The sequence below is a fragment of the Oceanicola sp. S124 genome (genome assembly GCF_000220565.1).
GTDB lineage: Bacteria > Pseudomonadota > Alphaproteobacteria > Rhodobacterales > Rhodobacteraceae > Pseudooceanicola.
Genome location: NZ_AFPM01000281.1, coordinates 37,028 through 55,774, shown reverse-complemented (window position 1 = coordinate 55,774; position 18,747 = coordinate 37,028). Strand labels below are relative to the sequence as shown.

The 18,747-nt window shown below is 69.3% G+C and carries 15 protein-coding genes; 12 read left to right on the top strand and 3 right to left on the bottom strand.

Annotated elements, in window-relative coordinates:
- Window positions 1-839 (top strand): S-formylglutathione hydrolase (gene fghA / locus OS124_RS0119200; protein WP_010141536.1); only part of this gene is annotated, 839 nt, incomplete at its 5' end.
- 20 nt (window positions 840-859) lie between these two features.
- Here fghA and OS124_RS26240 read toward each other — a convergent pair.
- A complete protein-coding gene (locus OS124_RS26240) occupies window positions 860-1,513 on the bottom strand; it encodes a TetR/AcrR family transcriptional regulator (RefSeq protein WP_168161495.1) in 654 nt (217 codons plus the stop codon).
- 91 nt (window positions 1,514-1,604) lie between these two features.
- Window positions 1,605-2,153, bottom strand: a complete 549-nt coding sequence (locus OS124_RS0119190; RefSeq protein WP_010141534.1) for an ActR/PrrA/RegA family redox response regulator transcription factor — start codon at window positions 2,151-2,153, stop codon at window positions 1,605-1,607.
- 185 nt (window positions 2,154-2,338) lie between these two features.
- Here OS124_RS0119190 and regB point away from each other — a divergent pair, with 185 nt between their 5' ends.
- The 8 genes from regB (at window position 2,339) to trxA (ending at window position 14,574) form a co-directional block, all read left to right on the top strand.
- Entirely contained in the window at window positions 2,339-3,751 is a 1,413-nt protein-coding gene (gene regB / locus OS124_RS0119185) for a sensor histidine kinase RegB (protein WP_010141532.1), read from the top strand.
- Between the two features lie 122 nt (window positions 3,752-3,873).
- Entirely contained in the window at window positions 3,874-5,508 is a 1,635-nt protein-coding gene (locus OS124_RS25265; protein WP_237708139.1) for a PAS-domain containing protein, read from the top strand.
- 222 nt (window positions 5,509-5,730) lie between these two features.
- The gene (tsaE, locus tag OS124_RS0119175; RefSeq protein WP_010141530.1) at window positions 5,731-6,204 is read left to right on the top strand and encodes a tRNA (adenosine(37)-N6)-threonylcarbamoyltransferase complex ATPase subunit type 1 TsaE; all 474 of its coding nucleotides are present in this window, start codon (window positions 5,731-5,733) and stop codon (window positions 6,202-6,204) included.
- Window positions 6,201-7,187, top strand: a complete 987-nt coding sequence (locus tag OS124_RS0119170) for an aminoglycoside phosphotransferase family protein (protein ID WP_010141529.1) — start codon at window positions 6,201-6,203, stop codon at window positions 7,185-7,187. The genes tsaE and OS124_RS0119170 overlap by 4 nt, the downstream gene beginning before the upstream one ends.
- Window positions 7,188-7,216: 29 nt before the next feature.
- Window positions 7,217-7,873 carry a nucleotidyltransferase family protein gene (locus OS124_RS0119165; RefSeq protein ID WP_138919591.1) on the top strand — a complete coding sequence of 219 codons (657 nt, stop codon included), beginning with the start codon at window positions 7,217-7,219 and terminating at the stop codon, window positions 7,871-7,873.
- Complete coding sequence (gene addB, locus OS124_RS0119160; protein ID WP_010141527.1) at window positions 7,866-10,826, top strand: double-strand break repair protein AddB; 2,961 nt, start codon at window positions 7,866-7,868, stop codon at window positions 10,824-10,826. The genes OS124_RS0119165 and addB overlap by 8 nt, the downstream gene beginning before the upstream one ends.
- Window positions 10,816-14,196 carry a double-strand break repair helicase AddA gene (addA, locus tag OS124_RS0119155; RefSeq protein ID WP_010141526.1) on the top strand — a complete coding sequence of 1,127 codons (3,381 nt, stop codon included), beginning with the start codon at window positions 10,816-10,818 and terminating at the stop codon, window positions 14,194-14,196. Before addB ends, addA begins: the two co-directional genes overlap by 11 nt.
- A gap of 57 nt (window positions 14,197-14,253) precedes the next feature.
- Entirely contained in the window at window positions 14,254-14,574 is a 321-nt protein-coding gene (trxA, locus tag OS124_RS0119150; RefSeq protein ID WP_010141525.1) for a thioredoxin, read from the top strand.
- Between the two features lie 10 nt (window positions 14,575-14,584).
- Here trxA and OS124_RS25260 read toward each other — a convergent pair whose 3' ends face one another.
- A complete protein-coding gene (locus OS124_RS25260) occupies window positions 14,585-15,538 on the bottom strand; it encodes a hypothetical protein (protein ID WP_010141524.1) in 954 nt (317 codons plus the stop codon).
- A gap of 102 nt (window positions 15,539-15,640) precedes the next feature.
- On the opposite strand from OS124_RS25260, the gene hslV reads away from it, so the two are divergent.
- The 3 genes from hslV to hslU are packed head-to-tail and all read left to right on the top strand — an operon-like array spanning window position 15,641 to window position 18,626.
- Entirely contained in the window at window positions 15,641-16,198 is a 558-nt protein-coding gene (gene hslV, locus OS124_RS0119140) for an ATP-dependent protease subunit HslV (RefSeq protein WP_010141522.1), read from the top strand.
- Complete coding sequence (locus OS124_RS0119135; RefSeq protein WP_010141521.1) at window positions 16,191-17,285, top strand: hypothetical protein; 1,095 nt, start codon at window positions 16,191-16,193, stop codon at window positions 17,283-17,285. Before hslV ends, OS124_RS0119135 begins: the two co-directional genes overlap by 8 nt.
- Before the next feature lie 39 nt (window positions 17,286-17,324).
- Window positions 17,325-18,626 (top strand): ATP-dependent protease ATPase subunit HslU, encoded by a 1,302-nt coding sequence (gene hslU / locus OS124_RS0119130; RefSeq protein WP_010141520.1) that lies wholly within the window; start codon window positions 17,325-17,327, stop codon window positions 18,624-18,626.
- The last annotated feature ends 121 nt before the right edge of the window (window positions 18,627-18,747 follow it).

The following is an 18,747-nucleotide window of genomic DNA, read 5'->3' as shown; positions in this document are numbered from 1 at the left end:
TGGAGACCATCAGCACCAATCGTGCCCATGGCGGCACGCAGGGTGTCTACAGGCATGTCTCGACCGAGACGGGGACCGAGATGACATTCTCGGTCTTCGTGCCCGATCACGCGGAGGGCGAGACCCTTCCCGTGGTCTGGTACCTGTCGGGCCTGACCTGCACCCATGCCAACGTGACCGAGAAGGGCGAGTTCCGCGCCCATTGCGCGAAGCACGGGCTGATCTTCGTCGCCCCCGACACCTCGCCCCGTGGCGAAGGCGTCGCGGATGACGCGGAAGGGGCCTATGATTTCGGTCTCGGCGCCGGGTTCTACGTGAATGCCACGGAAGAGCCCTTTGCCGCCAACTACCGGATGCAGGCCTATGTCGAGGACGAGCTGCCGGCGCTGATCGCCGCCCAGTTCCCCGCCGACATGACCCGCCAGGGGATCATGGGCCATTCCATGGGCGGCCACGGCGCGCTGACCATCGGGCTGCGCAATGCCGACCGCTTCAAGGCCGTCAGCGCCTTTGCCCCCATCGTCAGCCCGCTGAACTGTCCCTGGGGCGAGAAGGCCCTGACCGGCTACATCGGCGCCGACCGCGCGGCCTGGCGCCAGTATGACGCCTGCGCGCTGATCGAGGATGGCGCACGGCTGCCCGACCTGCTGGTCGACCAGGGCGATGCCGACGGCTTCCTGGAAAACCAGCTGAAGCCCGAGCTTCTGGTGAAGACCTGCGAAGCGGCCGACCAGCCCCTGACCCTGCGGATGCAGGAAGGCTACGACCATTCGTATTACTTCATCTCGAGCTTCATGGGCGACCACCTCGACTGGCACGCCGCGCGGCTGAAGGCCTGAAACCGGCCCCCGAAGGGACCCTAGCCTGGCCGGGCGATACGGATCAGCCCGGCCTCGCAGAACGGCAGCAGCCGCTCGTAGACCGCCATCAGGTCGTCATTGGCCGAGGGGTCTTCGAGCAGCATCGGGGCGCGGCCCTCCTGCGCCAACGCGCGCAGCATCAGCAGGATCACGAAGCTAAGCCCATGCGCCACGTCCCCTGGCGCGGCGCCGGGCAGGGCATCCTGCAAGGCCGTGTAGAACACCCGGGCTGTCGGATCGAAAAGTTCGGCCGCCAGCCCGTCGAACCGTGTCTCGGTACCGATGAAACCGAGGATGCGCAGGTAGCTGAACCACCCCGGATCGCCCGACAGCACCCGCTCGAGCAGCGGGCGCATGAAGGCGTCGAGCACCGCGCCGACCTCGGGGGCCCGGTCGGTCGGCAGTGCCTCCAGCATCTCGATCCGGCGGGCGCGCAGCACGGTGGCACGGCGGGTGACCACGGCGGCGTAGAGGCTTTCCTTGGAATGGAAGTGGTACTTGACCAGCGCCAGGTTCACATCGGCTTCACTGGTGATCTTGCGCAGCGAAATCCCGTCATAGGGACCCGTCGCAAAAGCTGCCTCGGCGGAATCGAGGATTCGCGCCTGAGTTGCACGGCCATCGGCGCGGCGCGCTTTGCGAACAGACTGCAAGGGACTCATCCGGCCATTCTGAGGGGCCGGGGCACTCTTGTCACCCGCGTTTGCACCACCCCCTACGAAAGCCTCAGGTTGTGCGCGGGGATCAGCGCGGAGAGCGCTTGGCCAGGATCCGTTGCAACGTGCGCCGGTGCATGTTCAGCCGCCGGGCGGTCTCGGAGACATTGCGGTCGCACAGCTCGTAGACGCGCTGGATATGTTCCCAGCGGACGCGGTCGGCGCTCATCGGGTTCTCGGGCGGCGGGGGCAGGGTGTCTTCATGGGCCAGCAGGGCGTTGACGATATCCGTCGCATCGGCAGGCTTGGCAAGATAGTCGGTGGCGCCGACCTTCACCGCGGCGACGGCGGTGGCGATGGCGCCATAGCCGGTCAGCACCACGATGCGGCAATCCGGGCGCTTCTCGCGCAGCACCTCGACCACGTCCAGCCCGTTGCCGTCTTCCAGCCGCAGGTCGCAGACCGCATAGGCCGGGGGGCGGGCGGTGGCGATGGCCGTGCCCTCGGCGACGGTCTCGGCGGTCTCGACCTCGAAGCCGCGTTTTTCCATGGCCTTGGCGAGGCGTTTCAGGAAGGGCTCGTCATCGTCGAGCAGCAGCAGCGTCCGGTCAGGGCCGATCTCGCGCAGTTCCGTCATCACGCATCTCCAAATGTTGCAACTGAGGGGCACCATTCCGGGCCCCGACAAGTATTAGTGTGCCCCTCCATGGGCGTCAAACGGGGGCAACAGAATGCCGCAGGCAGCGGCCGGGCAGGGGCGGCCGATTGCCTTGCCCCCGAGGGTTGCCTATCACTTCGGTCATCCCGGCGAAGGAAGGCCCCATGGTGACCCAGGAGCAGACAGATCCCCAGAGCGACTTTCCGGTCAACCAGGGCCAGTATCGCGGCAACTGGATCCGGCTGCGCACGCTGATCCTGCTGCGCTGGTTCGCCATCATCGGCCAGCTCTCGGCGCTGATCGTCGCCGCGCAGGTCTACGGGCTGGAACTGCAATACGCCCCCTGCCTCTTCGTCGTCGGCCTCTCGGTGATCGCCAACCTGATCGCCAGCTTCCTGTTCCCCGAAACCAAGCGCCTGAACGAGGTCGAGAACCTCGCCATGGTGCTCTTCGACCTGCTGCAACTGGGGGCGCTGCTCTACCTGACCGGAGGGCTGCACAATCCCTTCTCGATCCTGATCGTGGGGCCGGCCACCGTGTCCGCCTTGGCGTTGTCGTCGCGGATGACGCTGTTCGTCGGCTCGACCGCCATCGTGCTGGTCACGCTTCTGGCCGAATTCCACCTGCCGCTCCGCACCGCCGAGGGGCAGGCGCTGGAGGTGGCGCAGGTCTTCCTGTTCGGCAACTGGCTGGCCATCGTCATCGCGGTGATCTTCCTCGGCATCTACTCGCGCTGGATCGTCAACGAGATGCACTCGATGTCCGACGCGCTGCAGGCGACCCAGATGGCGCTGGCGCGCGAACAGCGGCTGTCGGACCTGGGCGGCGTGGTCGCTGCCGCCGCGCATGAGCTGGGCACGCCGCTGGCCACCATCAAGCTGACCTCCTCCGAGCTGCTGGATGAACTGGAAGACCGCCCCGACCTGGCCGAGGACGCCCGGCTGATCCGCGATCAGGCCGACCGCTGCCGGGACATCCTGCGCTCGATGGGACGGGCCGGGAAGGATGACCTCCACCTGCATCAGGCGCCGCTGTCCGCCGTTCTGGAAGAGGCCGCCGAGCCGCATGGCCAACGCGGCGTGGCGCTGCATTTCCAGCACGGCGACGGCACCGGGACACCGCCCTCGATCCTGCGCCGCCCCGAGCTGATCCACGGGTTGCGCAACCTCGTGCAGAACGCCGTCGACTTCGCCCGCAGCGAGGTGCGCGTGGAAAGCCGCTGGACGGACGACCGGATCACGGTGCGGATCATGGACGACGGGCGCGGCTTCAGCGCCGCCGACCTGGGCCGCATCGGCGATCCCTTCATGCACCGGCGCTGGTCCTTCTCGGAGGGCACCGAGCGGCCGGGATACGAAGGTATGGGCCTGGGCCTGTTCATCGCCAAGACCCTGCTGGAACGCAGCGGCGCAGAACTGATCTTTGCCAACGGCAATGACTTCGACGGTGCCGAGGGCTGGTCCGGCCACCCCGGCGTCACCGGCGCCATCGTCGAGGTCTCCTGGCCGCGCAGCGTGATCGACGCCCGCACCGGTCGCCATGCCATCGCCCCGGGCAAGAACCGGCCCTTCGACTGAACCCTGCGGGCGACATGCCGGTACGGGGAAAACCCGTCCGCATACTGATGATTTAAGACTTTATTTACGCATGAGACACCATCCTTCGCGGGATCCCGGGCGGGTCTGGAAGGAGAATCCTCGTGACGCTTCTTAACGTCATCCCGTTGAAAGAGTTAACCTTTTATGAAGTCACCCTCGCGGTGCTGTTGGGATTTGCCCTGACCGTGGCCTGCCTGGTGGTCCTGCTGGGGGTGAAGGCACCGCGCCTGCGACTGTGGCGGGGCGCAGGTGAGACCTGCACGGCGCAGGAGGTGCGACTGCTGTTCACCGGCGAGCGGCTGACCGAAGCGCCGGAGGACTGGCGCAGGCTGCTCTCTGCCGTTGCGGGGCAGGACCCGGCCCTGTCGGGTGTCTCTCAGGGGATCAAAGGCAGTGACTGGGACGCGCTGCGGCTGGTGCTCTCCAGCCGCTTCCGGGGCCTGCCGCTGCGCCCGGCCCAGGTGACCGGCGCCCCCGCGCGCTACCTTTCCGAATCCACGGCCGACCCCGCCCTGCTGGAGCTGCGCCGCCGGGGCGAGGCGCTGGCCGCGACCCTGCGCGAAAACCGCGCGGCCAGCCTCTCCGACCGCTACGCAGCGCTGGATGCCGGCCGTGCCCGCCAGCTTCTGGCCGACCGGATCGAGGCGCTGCCGATCCCGGTCTGGACCATGGCCGACGGCGGCGTCGTTACCTCGGACAATGCCGCCTTCCGCCAGATCGGCGACTGCTTCGCCGCCTCGCACGAGGCCGTCGCGCCGCTGCTGCGCAGTGCCGACCGCAGCGACGAGCGCCCGGCCTTCGCCTATCGCGCCCTGCTGCCGGCCCAGGCGCGGCAGCCGGAAACCTGGGTCGACGTCTCGGCCCGGCGCAGCGAAGGCGCCTGGGAATGCGCCGCGCTGGATGTAAGCGACCTGGTCAAGGCCGAGCTGGCGCAGCGCAATTTCGTCCAGACCCTGACCAAGACCTTCGCCCAGCTTTCGACCGGCCTGGCGATCTTCGACCGTGACCGCCAGCTGATCCTGTTCAACCCCGCCCTGCTGGACCTGACCCAGCTCAGCCCCGAGTTCCTGGCCTCGCGCCCCGCCCTGTCGCATTTCTTCGACCACCTGCGCGACCGCCAGATCATGCCCGAGCCGAAGAACTACACCTCCTGGCGCGAGCAGCTGAATGCCCTGGTCAACGCCGCCGCCGATGGCCGCTACCAGGACACCTGGAGCCTTCCCAACGGTGCCACCTACCGGGTCACCGGACGGCCGCACCCCAATGGCGCGGTGGCCTTCCTGTTCGAGGACATCACCGACCATATCGCCATGACCCGCCGCTTCCGCCAGCAGCTCTCGCTCGGCCAGAGCGTGCTGGACGCCTTCACCGATGCCATCGCGATCTTCGACGGCGAGGGCCTGCTGAGCCATTGCAACCGCGCCTACCACGATCTCTTCGACCTCGATCCCGACGGGATGGCCCCCGACATCACCGCGCGCGAGGCCCATGGCACCTGGAGCGCGCGCGCCCTCTCGCCCCGCGGCCTGGACGAGGTGCTGGCGCAGCTGGTCACCCGCACCGCCCGCGATCCCAGCCGCCACGTGTTGCTGCTGGACGGCGCCGGAGAGGTCGAATGCCAGGTGCTGCCGCTGGTCGGAGGCGCGCAGATGGTGACCTTCGGCACTCCGCCTCCCGTCACCCTTGCCGTGCCACGGGCCGATAGCGCCCGGACGCCGTTCATCAGCACCGCCTGACCCACACCCGCCACGACAGCACGGTCGGGCGGCCCGGCAAGGCGCCCGGTTCCCCCAGCCCCGCGTATCTTCAGCACGTATCCCCGCCTCGCGGCCAAGAGCTTCACCCGCTCTCCCCGCCAGTTCACGCGATCAAGGGTATCCCGGAGCGGTCTCGCCCCCCTGCCGAAAGGGTCGCCAGATCACCCTTGCGGGTCGGGCTTGGCAGGGTAATGTCCTGCCATGAGCAGCCCCTTCCGCACCGAACTCCGGCTGGCCTCCGCAGAGGAGACCGCCCGCCTTGCCACCCGCATCGCCCCCCTGCTGGGACCGGGCGACGTGCTGCTGCTGTCGGGCGGCATCGGCGCCGGCAAGACCCATTTCGCCCGCGCCCTGATCCAGTCGCTGCTGGTCGAGCCCGAGGACGTGCCCTCGCCGACCTTCACGCTGGTGCAGGAATACGACACCACCGCCGGCACCCTCTGGCATGCGGATCTCTACCGGCTGTCGGATCCGCTGGAGGTCGTCGAGCTGGGGCTGGAAGAGGCCTTTTCCGACGCCATTTGCCTGGTCGAATGGCCCGACCGGCTGGCCGACCTGACCCCGCCGAGCGCCCTCGCGCTTGAGCTGATCCCCGAAGGCCCCGGCGACGCGCGCCTGCTGCGCGCCGATGGACCCACCGACTGGGCCGCGCGCCTCGCCGGGGTGCTGGCATGAGCGAAACCGCCAAGCGCGCCTTCCTCGCGGGCACCGGCTGGGAGACCGCCCGCATTGCGCCGCTGGCCGGCGACGCCTCGGCCCGCGCCTATGACCGGCTGCACCTGGGCAAGCGCTCGGCCATCCTGATGATCCTGCCCGAGGGCAGCGCGGCTGAGCTCGCCGCCTTCTGCCGGATCGCGGATCACCTCTCGGGCCTCGGGCTGGCCGCTCCGGCGCTGCTGAAACGCGACCCCGAGGCGCGCTTCCTGCTGCTGGAAGACCTGGGCGAGGGGCTCTTTCCGCTGGTGCGCGATCCGGAACCGACACAGCTTTACGCCGAGGCCGCCGCAGTGCTGCAGCACCTGCACCGCGCCCCGCCGCCCGGGGGGCTGGTGCGCTACGACAGCGCCGCCATGGCCGGGGCCTGCGACCTGGCCTGGCAGTGGTATCGCCCGGCGCTGACCCCTGGCCCCGGCGACTTCGACGGCTTCCGGGCGCTGTTTCGCGACCATCTCGCGCCGCTGGATGACACCCCGCCGGTGCTGCTGCTGCGCGACTACCACGCCGAGAACCTGGTCTGGCGCGGGACGGGCGAGGGGCTGAGCCGCGTCGGGCTGCTGGATTTCCAGGACGCCCTGCTGGGCGATCCGGCCTATGACCTTGCCTCGCTGCTGCTGGACGCGCGCCACGATGTCGATACCGCCATGGCCGAGGCGCTGATCGACAGCTTCGCGGCGCAGCGCAAGGACGACCCCGCCACCTTCCGCCGCGCCTTCGCCCTGATGGGCCTGCAGCGCAACCTGCGCCTTCTGGGCATCTTCACCCGCCTCGCCCTGCGCGACGGCAAACCGCGCTACCTGGCCTTCCTGCCCCGCGTCTGGCGCCACGTCGAGACCTGCCTCGCGCGGCTCGACGCCCCCGATCTGACGCAGGCGATCCGTACCGACCTGCCCGCGCCTGACGCCGCCACCATCCTGAGATTGCAAGACAAATGCGCCTGACACAGGTCCCTGACACCCCGGCGTCCCTGATGCTTTTTGCCGCCGGCTTCGGGCACCGGATGCGGCCGCTGACCGATGACCGCCCCAAGCCGCTGATCGAGGTGGCCGGGCGCAGCCTGCTGGATCACGCGCTGGCGCAGCGCAGCGGGCTGGCGCTGACCTGCGTGGTCAACGCCCATTACCGCGCCGACGAGATCGCCGCCCATGTGGCCGGCCGCGACATCGCGCTGAGCCGCGAGGACGGAGAGATCCTGGAAACCGGCGGCGGGCTGCGCCACGCGCTGCCGCTGCTCGGCGCCGGGCCGGTCTTTGCGCTGAACACCGACGCGGTCTGGCACGGCCCCGCCGCACTGCCGCTGCTGGCAGAGGCCTGGGATCCGGCGCGCATGGACGGCCTGCTGCTCTGCGTGCCGCGCGACAGGGCGCGCGGGCACCGAGGGCAGGGGGATTTCCTGCTGGACACCGAGGGCCGCGCCACCCCCGGCCCCGGTCTCGTCTATACCGGCGCGCAGATCCTCAGGACCGAGCTGCTGTCAGAGATCGCCGCCAGCAGCTTCTCGGTCTGGGAGCTGTGGAAGCTGATGATGGCGCGCGGCACCTTCCATGCCACCACCTACCCGGGCCTGTGGTGCGATGTCGGCCAGCCCGAAAGCATCGCCCTGGCCGAGGAGATGCTGCATGAGTGACACCCTGCCCCGCCTCTTCGACACCCCCGGCCCGCGCCTCTTCGGGCTGCCGCCGGGGTCGGACTTTCCCGCCGACCTGCTGGCCGGGCTGGACGCGCGCCTTGGCGATGCCCCGCCGCACCAGCGCGCCCGCGTGCAGATCATCGTCAACACCCAGCGGATGCGGCGGCGGCTGCGGCGGCTCTTCGATGCCGGGCCGGCGGGGCTGCTGCCGCGCGTCGACCTGCTGACCGACCTGGAGTGCCGCGCGCCGATCCCGCCTGCGGTCTCGTCGATCCGGCGGCGGCTCGAGCTGATCCGCCTGATCTCGGCCCTGCTGGATGCCGAGCCCGAGCTGGCCCCGCGCGCCGCGCTCTACGATCTGGCCGACAGCCTCGCCCGGCTGCTGGACGAGATGCAGGGCGAGCGGGTGACGCTGGAGGATATCGCCGCGCTCGACGTCTCGGACCTGTCCGGCCACTGGGCCCGGGCGCAGCGCTTCCTCGAGATCGTCGGACAGGTGCCGCGCGCCGATGACCTGCCGGACCCCGAGGAGCGCCAGCGCCGCGTGGTCGAGACCCTGATCGCCGAATGGGACGCCGCGCCGCCGCAGCATCCGGTGATCCTTGCGGGCTCTACGGGCTCGCGCGGGGCGACGCATCTGCTGATGCAGGCCGTGGCGCGGCTGCCGCAGGGCGCCGTCCTGCTGCCCGGCTACGATTTCGACCTGCCGCAGGGGATCTGGGAACAGCTGGACGATCCGCTGACCGGCGAGGACCACCCGCAGTTCCGCTTCCGCAAGCTGATGCTGGGCCTCGGGCTGGAACCGGGCGACGTGCAACAATGGGCCCCGGCGGAATGCCATCCGGCGCGCAACCGGCTGATCTCACTCGCCCTGCGTCCCGCCCCGGTGACGCACCAGTGGCTTGAGGAAGGCCCGACCCTCGGCGCGCTGGAACCGCCGCTTGAGGGCATCACGCTGGTCAAGGCGCCCGGCCCCCGGGCCGAGGCCATGGCCATCGCCCTGCGCCTGCGCCATGCCGCCGAAAGCGGCGAGGTCGCCGCGCTGATCACGCCCGACCGCAGCCTGACGCGTCAGGTCTCGGCCGCGCTGACCCGCTGGGGCATCCTGCCGGACGATTCCGCCGGGACGCCCCTGCAGACCACCGCACCCGGGCGCCTGCTGCGGCAGGTCGCCGACCTCTTCGATGCGCCGCCCTCGGCAGTCAGGCTGCTGGCCCTGCTGAAACATCCGCTGACCCATACCGGCAGCGCGCGCGGCACCCACCTGGACCTGACGCGCAGGCTTGAGCTGTTCCTGCGCCGCGAGGCCCGGCCCCATCCCGGCCCCGAGGATATCCGGGCCTTCATCGAGAGCCAGCAGGACCCGCTGGCGCCGGACTGGGCGGGCTGGCTTTGCGACTGGGCCTTCTCCACCGCCGATCCCGGCCCCGTGCCGCTGGCCGAGAGGGTCGCGGCACACATGGCGCTGGCCGAGAGGATCTCTCGGGGCTCGGACCCCGGCACCGAGGGCACCCTGTGGAAGAAGGACGCGGGCGAGGCCGCGCTGCGACTGATGCAGAAACTCTCCGACGACGCCGGGCATGGCGATGCCTTCACCGCCCGCGACTACGGCGACCTGGCCCATGCGATCCTGGGCACCGGCGAGGTGCGCAACCCCGATGAACCCCACCCCCGCATCCTGATCTGGGGCACGCTGGAAGCCCGGGTGCAGGGCGCCGACGTGGTGATCCTGGGCGGGCTGAACGAGGGCTCCTGGCCCGAGGCGACGCAGCCCGACCCCTGGCTGAACCGGCAGATGCGCAAGGATGCGGGCCTGCTGCTGCCCGAGCGCAAGGTGGGCCTCTCGGCGCATGACTTCCAGCAGGCGGCGGCGGCGAAGGAGGTCTGGCTGACCCGCGCCCTGCGGTCCCAGGATGCCGAGACCGTGCCCTCGCGCTGGCTGAACCGGATGACCAACCTGTTGTCCGGCCTGCCCGGGCAGGGCGGCCCCGAGGCGCTGGCCGCAATGGAGGCGCGCGGCGCGCATTGGCTGGGTCTGGTGCGCGGCGTCGAGGCCCCCGTGAAGGCCCCGCGCGCGCCAAGGCCGAGCCCCGCACCGCCCGTCGCCGCCCGTCCGCGCGAGCTGTGGGTGACCGATATCCGCACCCTGATCCGCGATCCTTACGCGATCTACGCCAAGCGGATCCTGCGGCTGCGGCGGCTCAATCCGCTGATGCGCGACCCGGATGCGATGATGCGCGGGATCGTCTCGCATACCGCGATCGAGACCTTCGTGCAGGGCGTCAACGAGGGCCGGATCGACCTGACCCGCGCGGCGCTGCTTTCCACCGTTTCGGATGTGCTCGACCGGGATGTGCCATGGGGCGAGGCGCGGGCGCTCTGGCGCGCAAGGCTGGACCGCAACGCCGACTGGTTCCTGCGCGGCGAGGAAGCGCGGCAGGCGCAGGCGCTTCAGGTCTTCACCGAGAAGACCGGCAAGGCCGAGATCGCGGGCCTGGGCTTCACCCTGTCCGCCAAGGCCGACCGGGTGGATCTGGACGCCCATGGCCGCGTGCACCTGTTCGACTACAAGACCGGCACCCCGCCCACCGAGGCACAGCAGAAGACCTTCGACAAGCAGCTGCTGCTGGAAGCCGCCATCGCCGAGCGCGCCGGTTTCGGCGACCTTGGCCCGCGTCCCGTGGCGCAGGCGGTCTACATCGGCCTCGGCACCAGCCCGAAGGAGGTGCCCGCGCCGCTGGACGACGAGCCACCGGGCACCGTCTGGGAAAACTTCACCGAACTGGCCCGCGCCTGGCTGGAACCGCAGCGCGGCTATACCGCGCGCCGCGCCATGGAAGAGATGGGACGGGTCGGCGACTACGACCAGCTGTCGCGGCATGGCGAATGGGAAGACAGCGACGCCCCCGACCTGCAACCCCTGAGCATGGAGGGCAGCCATGAAGCGTGATCCGGCCTCTGACCGGCAGATCCGCGCGGCGGAACCGCTGCGCTCGACCTGGCTGTCGGCCAATGCGGGCTCGGGCAAGACCCGGGTGCTGACCGACCGCGTGGCGCGGCTGCTTCTGGGCGGGGTCTCGCCACAGAACATCCTGTGTCTGACCTATACCAAGGCGGCGGCCTCCGAGATGCAGAACCGGCTGTTCCAGCGTCTCGGCGAATGGGCGATGCTGGATGACGGCGCGCTGCGCGAGGCGCTGCAACGGCTGGGGGTCGAGGATGTGATCGACGGCGCGCGGCTGGCGCAGGCGCGCACGCTCTTTGCCAGCGCCATCGAGACGCCGGGCGGGCTGAAGATCCAGACCATCCATTCGTTCTGCGCCGCGTTGCTGCGACGCTTCCCGCTTGAGGCCGGGGTGTCGCCGCAGTTCCAGGAGGTCGACGACCGCAACGCCCTGATCCTGCGCGACGCCGTGGTCGAGGAGATTTCCGAGGGGCCGGACGCGCAGGTGCTGGAACGCGCCGCCCTGCTGATGACCGACGAGAACTTCCGCGATCTGTCGGCCGAGGTGGCAAAGTACCGCGACCTCTTCGACGAGGCGCCCGCGCCCGGCAGTTTCGAGCGGATGCTAGGCCTGCCCGAGGGGCTGACGCTCGACGACCTGCTGGCCCGGGCCTTCACCGCGCAGGACATGGACCTGCTGCCGCGCCTGCTGGAGGCCCTGCGCAGCGGCACCACCAAGGGCGACGAGACCGCCCGGCAGAAGTTGCAGATAATCGACGGGCCCGGCCTCGCCGCGCTGTCGGTGCTGGAAGATGTCTTCCTGACGGGCTCGGGCGCGAAAGAGCCCTACAGCCCCTCGTCCCGCTTCCCCGGCGCGGCGGTGAAAAAGGCCCACGCCCACCTGATGCCGGAACTGGAAGACTGGCAGGCCCGCGTCGCCGAGGTGCGCGCCCTGCGGGTCGGCCTGCTGGCCCGGGATCGCGCCGAGGTGCTGCACGACTTCGCCCGCGCCTTCCTGCCGCGCTATGCGGCAGCGAAGGAGGCGCGCGGCTGGCTGGATTTCGACGACCTGATCCTGAAGACCCGCGACCTGCTGACCGATACCGTGGTCTCGCAATGGGTGCTCTGGCGGCTGGATGGCGGCATCGACCATATCCTCGTGGACGAGGCGCAGGACACCAGCCCGGTGCAATGGCAGGTCATCGCGGCGCTGGCGCGCGAGTTCACCTCGGGCTCCGGCGCGCGGGATGACGTGACGCGGACGATCTTCGTGGTGGGCGACAAGAAGCAGTCGATCTACTCGTTCCAGGGCGCCGATCCGTCCGGTTTCGACCGTATGCGGGATGGCTTCGGCGCGCAGCTGGCCGAGACCGGGCAGCCCCTGCAGGTGCTTGAGCTGGAATATTCCTTCCGCTCGGCCAGCTCGGTGCTGGAACTGGTCGACCGTGTCTTCGACGGGCGCGAGGCGGCGGGCTTCACCACTGACCAGCGCCACAAGGCCTTCAAGTCCCAGATGCCGGGCCGCGTCGACCTCTGGCCGCTGGTCGAGAAGCCCGGCAAGGAAGAGAAAGAGGATTGGTGGGATCCGGTCGACAAGCCCGGGCAGAACAACCACAACGTCCTGCTGGCTCGACAGATTGCCAGTGAAATCAAGCGGATGCTGGATGAGGGCACGCCGATCCCGCAGGAAATCGGCCATGGCGGCAGCTACAACGCACGGCCCCTGCGGGCAGGCGACATCATGATCCTGGTGCGCCGCCGCTCGGGCGCCTTCCCCCATATCATCGCCGCCTGCAAGGAGCTGGGCCTGCCGATCGCCGGCGCCGACCGCCTGAAGGTCGCCGCCGAACTGGCCGTGCGTGATGTCACCGCGCTGCTCAACTTCCTTGCCCTGCCGCAGGACGACCTGAGCCTTGCCGCCGTCCTGAAATCGCCCCTCTTCGGCTGGGATGAACAGCGGCTGTTCCACCTGGCGCAGGGCCGGGGGCGGGCCAGCCTCTGGGAGGTGATGGAGCGCGCGCCGCATCTCTATGGTGCCGAGATCGCCCTGCTGCGCGACATGCGCGACAATGCCGACTTCCTGCGCCCCTACGACCTGATCGAACGGCTGCTGACCCGCCATGAGGGCCGCCGCCGCCTGCTGGGCCGGCTGGGCAACGAGGCCGAGGACGGGCTGGACGCCCTGCTGGACCAGGCGCTGATCTACGAGCAGACGGAAATCCCCAGCCTGACCGGCTTCCTCGTCTGGATGGAGGCCGACGAGTTGCAGATCAAGCGGCAGGCGGATTCGGCCTCCGACCAGATCCGGGTGATGACGGTGCATGGCGCCAAGGGTCTGGAAAGCCCGGTGGTGATCCTGCCCGACAGCCTGAACTCGCCCGCGCAGGACCGCACCAAGGTGGTCGAGACCGGCGGGACCGCGCTTTGGGCAATGTCCAAGGACGAGGAGCCGCAGGCCCTGCGCGATGCCCGCGACCTCCGCGCCGAGCGGCGCGCCGAGGAGCTGGACCGGCTGCTCTACGTCGCCATGACGCGGGCCGAGAAATGGCTGATCGTCTGCGGCGCCGGGCAGATCGCGCGGGACAACAGCGACTGGTACGCCCGCATCGCCGAGCAGATGCAGGAGATGGGGGCCGAGGTCGCCCCGATGCCCGGCGGCGATGGCCTGCGGCTGGAAAACGGCGGTTGGGCCGGGCTTGAGATGACCGGCAGCCAGCCCGTGCCGCAGGGGCTGCCCACGTTGCCCGACTGGGCCCGCCGCCCGGCGCCCCCTGCGGAAGGGCCGGCGCAGACGCTGTCTCCGTCGCAGCTGGAAGGCGCCAAGGCGCTGCCCGGCGAAGAGGGGCTGGATGAGGATTCTGCCAAGCGGCGCGGACGGCAGGTGCACCTGCTGCTGGAACATCTGCCCGGCGTGCCCGAAGGGGACCGCGCCGCGCTGGCCGAAGCACTGCTGAGTCAGGGCCCCGACCGGGCCGAAGCCGCCGAGATCGCGCTGCTGCTGGCCGAGGCGCAGACCGTGCTGGGCAAGCCCGCCACCGCGCGCTTCTTCAGCGGCGAGGCACTGGCCGAGGTCGGCATCTCGGCCACGCTCGCGGAACTGGGCAACCGGCGGATCCACGGCATCATCGACCGGCTGATCGTCGGCGAGGACGAGATCTGGGCGGTGGACTTCAAGACCAACGTGACGATCCCCGAAACGCCCGAACAGGTGCCCGAGGGCCTGCTGCGCCAGATGGGCGCCTATCTTGCCGCACTGCGCCAGATCTACCCGGGCCACCGCATCCGCACCGGGCTGCTCTGGACGCGCACGGCCACGCTGACCGCGCTGCCTGACGATCTGGTCATGGCTGCCCTGCACCGGACGCCGCCCGCTTGACCCACCCGATGGGGATACATAGGTTCCCTGCAACATTCCCTCGATGGAGACGAGATCATGGCCACCGTTGCCGTTACCGATGAGACTTTCGAAGCCGAAGTGAAGAACGCCGAAGGCCCCGTGCTGGTGGATATCTGGGCCGAATGGTGCGGACCCTGCCGCCAGATCGCCCCGGCGCTCGAGGAAATCTCGGAAGAGATGGCCGGCAAGCTGAAGGTGGTGAAGCTGGACGCGGATTCGAACCCGAATTCGGTCATGTCCATGGGCGTGCGCGGCATCCCCGCGCTGTTCATCTTCAAGGACGGCGAGATCGTGTCCAACCGCACCGGCGCCGCCCCCAAGGCCGCGCTGCAAAGCTGGATCGACGAGTCGATCTGACCCTGCCGCGTCAGTTCTCAGCGAAGGGCGTCCCCTCGGGGGCGCCCTTTTGCGTCTCCGCCCCGCGCATGGGAACCCCGCAACGCTCCAGCCGCGCGGCGATCTGGGCCTCGGCGTCGGGCGCGCCTGTATTTACGCTTTGATCCTGCCAGAACCACCAGATGTAGCGATCAAACGCGGGCTGATGCGCTGCGATCCAGGGGAAGGCGCGGGGGCCGAGGCAGATGTGGTGAAAATCGCTCTGGGCGAAGGTCAGCCCAGGTTTGCCGAAGAAGAAACCGAAAAAGGCGGCCGAGCTGTTCTGCGTGACCACGTAGTCGCAGCCCGCCAGCATCTGCTGCATCGGCCTCTCGACCAGTTGCAGGCGGGGGAAGCGACGGCAGAGGTTGTCCAGCGCCGCCAACTCTTCGGGCGTGTAGCTTTCCTTCGGATGCAGGGTCGCCAGCAGGGGGCGGGTCTTTTCGCCCTCAAGCGTGCGCTCCAGCATCTCGATGGGCGCGCAGCTCTGGAAGCTGCGGTGGTCCAGCAGGCGGCCCTGCAGCGGGATGTAGACGAAACCCTCGCGGGTAGCGCGCTGCGGCAGGTCCCCGAACAGGCGGCCCTGCCAGCGGGCGTAGAAGGCCGCGGCCCTGTCCTGATCCACCCTGCGGCGCGGAAAGCGGGCATCGGCGACGGGCCAGCGCCAGCGCTCGGCGACCCTCTCGATCGCCCAGAAGGGCGCATGGTAGACCTTGCGGAAGACCAGCGCCCGGTCGTGGGTCGGGTGTTCCATGTGAAACATCGCCCAGCCCGGGTGCTCATGGGCGGCGTCCCGCGCCGCGCGCCCGGTGCGCAGCAGCTCGACGGAATAGCCGTTGTCCGTCAGCGCCTTGCACAGGCGCGTCAGGAAGCCATGCGTGCCGGCCTCGGCAGAGCGGATCAGCCGCTGGGACAGGTAAAGGCGAAAGTCACGGGACGGGGGCATGACGCCACGCTAGGCTTCGCCGCAAAGGCAGGCAAGAGGGCGGGCGGCTTGCCCCGGCGGGGCATGGCCCTCATATAGCCTGACAGACCAAAGGAGTGAGCAATGGCAGAGAGCGACTTTCCCGGCTGGCACGGCACCACGATCATCGGCGTTCGCAAGGGCGGACGCGTGGTGGTGGCGGGCGACGGCCAGGTCTCCCTCGGGCAGACGGTGATCAAGGGCACGGCGAAGAAGGTGCGCCGCCTCAGCCCCGGCGGCTACGACGTGGTCTGCGGCTTTGCCGGATCGACCGCCGATGCCTTCACCCTGCTGGAACGACTGGAAGCCAAGCTGGAGGCAACGCCCGGGCAACTGGCCCGCGCCTCGGTCGAGCTGGCCAAGGACTGGCGCACCGACAAGTACCTGCAAAAGCTTGAGGCGATGCTGATCGTCACCGACGGCAAGGATCTGTTTGTCATCACCGGCGCCGGCGACGTGCTGGAGCCCGAGCATGACATCGCCGCCATCGGCTCGGGCGGGAACTTTGCCTTGGCTGCCGCACGGGGCCTCTACGACCACGTCGACGACGCCGAGACCATCGCCCGCCGCGCGATGGAGATCGCCAGCGACATCTGCGTCTATACCAACGGCAAGCTGACCGTGGAGTCCATCGATGGCTGACATCACCGCCGAGGACCTGCGCGCCGCCGTGGCCGCCGGTCAGCTGACCGAGGCGCAGGCGGCGGGGCTGAAGACCCTGTCCGAGACCCGCGCCGGCATGCGCACCCCCGAGGACGAGCCCTTCGAGCTGTTTCGCGGGTTTTCCGAGATCTTCGTGACCGTGGGCCTCGGCATCCTGCTGTCGGGCGCCTTCGGGCTGGCGCTGGCCACCTCGGTGCCCGTCGTCATGGGGCTGGCCATTGTCGCGCTCTATTTCCTGGCGCGCTACTTCACCCTGACGCGGCGGATGATGCTGCCCTCGATCCTGCTGGTCGGCGCCTTCGGCACGGCGGTGCTGATGGTCGCGGCGGAGCTGCTGAGCGTGCAGTGGTACCAGGAGTCGACCATCGCGGGCTATACCTATTCCCGGTTCGATCCGGTGTTCGAAATGGCGCAGGCAGTGACCATCGCCACCGTCACCGCCGGGGCGCTGCTGGCCTGGTTCCGCGTCTTCCGGGTGCCCTTCACCATGTTCCTGGTCGGCCTCACCGGATTTGGCCTGGTGATCAGCCTGACCATGGGCACGGGCTACGACGGGGACAATCCCTTCGATCTGCTCGAAGGGTCTGCCATGGCCTGGTGCACGCTGGTGCTGGGTCTTGCCGCGCTGGCCGGGGGCATCTGGTTCGACATGCGTGACCCGCACCGGCTGGGGCGTCTCAGCTCTTCGGGCTTCTGGCTGCACCTCGTGGCGGCGCCTGCGCTGGTCAACACCGTGGCCCAGACCTTCCTCGTCATGGGGCCGGGACTGGGCTACGTGCTGATGGCCCTGGCGCTGGCGCTGATCACCCTGCTGGCGGTGGTGCTGGACCGCCGCAGCTTCCTGACGGCGGGCATAGGCTACCTGATCTTCCTGCTGATCTACGTCACCGACCGTTCCGGCGAGGGCAAGAGCTGGATCTTCGTCTTCCTCGGCACCGGCGTGCTGCTGACCCTGCTCGGCAGCTTCTGGATCGAGGCCCGTGGCCGCATCATGCGTGCCCTGCCGGACTTCCCCGGCAAGGACCGCCTGCCGCCTTACAAGAACACCACCGAAGCGCCCGCCTGACCGGGCCCGCCCGGCAGATCCGGGCGCAAGGAGACCAACATGACCGACCTGACCCCCCGCGAGATCGTCAGCGAGCTGGACCGTTTCATCATCGGCCAGAACGACGCCAAGCGCGCTGTCGCCGTGGCGCTGCGCAACCGCTGGCGGCGCAAGCAGCTGCCCGATGACCTGCGCGAAGAAGTCTACCCGAAGAACATCCTGATGATCGGCCCCACGGGTGTCGGCAAGACCGAGATCAGCCGCCGCCTGGCCAAGCTGGCCCGCGCCCCCTTCATCAAGGTCGAGGCGACGAAGTTCACCGAAGTCGGCTATGTCGGCCGCGACGTCGAGCAGATCGTGCGCGACCTGGTGGATGCCGCCATTGCCCAGACCCGCGACTACATGCGCGAAGAGGTGAAGGCCAAGGCGCATCAGGCCGCCGAGGAGCGCGTCATTGAGGCCATCGCCGGCACCGACGCCCGCGAGGGCACGCGCGAGATGTTCCGCAAGAAGCTGCGCGACGGGATGCTGGATGACACGGTGATCACGCTCGAGGTGGCCGATACCTCGAACCCGTTGGGCGCGATGGAGATCCCGGGCCAGCCCAACATGGGCATGATGAACCTGGGCGATCTGTTCGGAAAGGCCTTCGGTGGCCGCAAGGTGACCAAGCGCCTGACCGTGGCCGAAAGCTACGAGCTGCTGATCAGCGAAGAGGCCGACAAGCTGCTGGACGACGAGGCGGTGAAGCTGGCCGCTCTCACCGCGGTGGAAGAGAACGGCATCGTCTTCCTCGACGAGATCGACAAGGTCTGTGCCCGGCAGGAAGCGCGCGGCGGAGATGTCTCCCGCGAGGGCGTGCAGCGTGACCTGCTGCCGCTGATCGAGGGTACCACCGTCTCGACCAAGCACGGGCCGGTAAAGACCGACCACATCCTGTTCATCGCGTCCGGCGCCTTCCATATCGCCAAGCCTTCGGACCTGCTGCCCGAGCTTCAGGGTCGCCTGCCGATCCGCGTCGAGCTGAAGGCGCTGACCGAGGGCGACTTCACCCGCATCCTGACCGAGACCGACAACGCCCTGACCCGGCAATACGCCGAGATGATGGGCACCGAGGACGTGAAGGTCAGCTTCACCGAAGACGGCATCGCCGCCATCGCCCGCATCGCCGCCGAGGTGAATGCGACCGTCGAGAACATCGGCGCGCGGCGGCTCTACACGGTGATCGAGCGGGTCTTCGAAGAGCTCTCCTTCCATGCCCCCGACCGGGGCGGAGAAGAGATCGTGGTGGATGCGGCCTTCGTGCAGAAGAACGTCGGAGAGCTGGCGGCCAGCGCCGACCTCAGCCGCTACGTCCTGTAATCTGGCTGTAATCTGGCGCGACCGCGCGGACCGGGCCCCTGCAGCAGCTGCGGGGGCCTTTTTCGTCGGGTCCCATGCCCGGCCCGGCCTTGACGACCCGCGCCAGAGCGGGGACATGGGG